Here is a 1,040-nt window from a genome sequence, read left to right as displayed (position 1 = left end):
GGCGAACGTTAACGATCACGTGGTCGCCGCGTACGACCTACCACTTCAATAAACTTAACTCGGCGACTCACGTGCATCGTCTGGTTCGCCGCCAATTCTCAGTCCTGCGAGATGAAGGGTGGTGAAACGGCGAGGAAAACGAAGAAAGCAACAAACGCCACGCAAACACCCAGTAATCCCAAGTTTACCAGCAGCAACGGGACACCGCGACGTGATCGATACGTGGACCAAACGGAAAAGCAGGTCACGAAAAATAGCAAGGCGGAGAGATGGATCGGACGCAGCGACGCCAGCCCGCCAAACTCGCCAATTGTGCCGACAAGCGTCACCACGAATCCAGCAAGCAGCAGTATCGTAATGCCAGTCGTGCCATGCCCCGCTTCGCTATTGTGGTGAAATTCGCCTTTCCTTCCCCGGGCATCGGTCGTCATGGAAGTGTCAATCATGTGTTCAGCTTCGATGCGTCCGTCGGCGAACGTCGGGGATCAGCGGGCGGCGGGAGTTGACATTGATCTCACGAGAAACCGCACCACCGCCGCTCCGTTGCATCCCATGGTTCGTCGCCGTTAGTAAGATTCAGCGGCGATCAACAATGGAAGCTTATGCGCATGATCGTGAAGCTGCAATTGCTCAATTCTCCGATCGGGCATTCCGAATTCCACCCAGCCGCACGCGAATCGTAACTGTCCGTTAGACGCTATGTCATTGTCAGGAAATGGAATCACATTGTCATCGGTGAGGACCAAGTCAATCTCGTCCACACCACTTCGCCATCGGTATTGAATTCGTTCGTATTGTTCGACGATCAGTGATTTTTGCTGCGACAAACGCTTGATCGCCTGAGGTCGTGTGACTCGATAGTCGCGAACAAACCCATCAATGGTGCGTTGGGCGTCACCTTCGTGTAGGTCGGACAAGGTTTCGATCGCGCGACAGTCGATGGCCGCCGCGATGGCCGAAACGGCGTCGCGAATTGCTGCTGTAGGCCAATCAGTTGTGCTGCGGAGTGGGTAGAAAGCTGTCAATGAGACTCCTGTCGA

The 1,040-nt window shown here is 54.7% G+C and carries 2 protein-coding genes; both read right to left on the bottom strand.

Translation table 11 applies throughout. The features are described 5' to 3' along the window. Nucleotides 1-98: 98 nt before the first annotated feature. The gene (locus RE6C_RS19470; RefSeq protein WP_144054833.1) at nucleotides 99-446 is read right to left on the bottom strand and encodes a hypothetical protein; all 348 of its coding nucleotides are present in this window, start codon (nucleotides 444-446) and stop codon (nucleotides 99-101) included. Nucleotides 447-566: 120 nt separating this feature from the next. Further along, nucleotides 567-1,040: hypothetical protein (locus tag RE6C_RS19465; RefSeq protein WP_039962644.1), on the bottom strand; the 474-nt coding region annotated here is incomplete at its 5' end.

Source organism: Rhodopirellula europaea 6C (assembly GCF_000338295.1).
In the GTDB taxonomy this organism is placed as follows: Bacteria; Planctomycetota; Planctomycetia; order Pirellulales; family Pirellulaceae; genus Rhodopirellula; species Rhodopirellula europaea.
This window is presented reverse-complemented; position numbering and strand designations above follow the sequence as displayed.

Bases quoted from the DNA above. Each gene is read 5' to 3' on its own strand.
- RE6C_RS19470 (WP_144054833.1), bottom strand. From the start codon at position 446: ATGATTGACACTTCCATGACGACCGATGCCCGGGGAAGGAAAGGCGAA.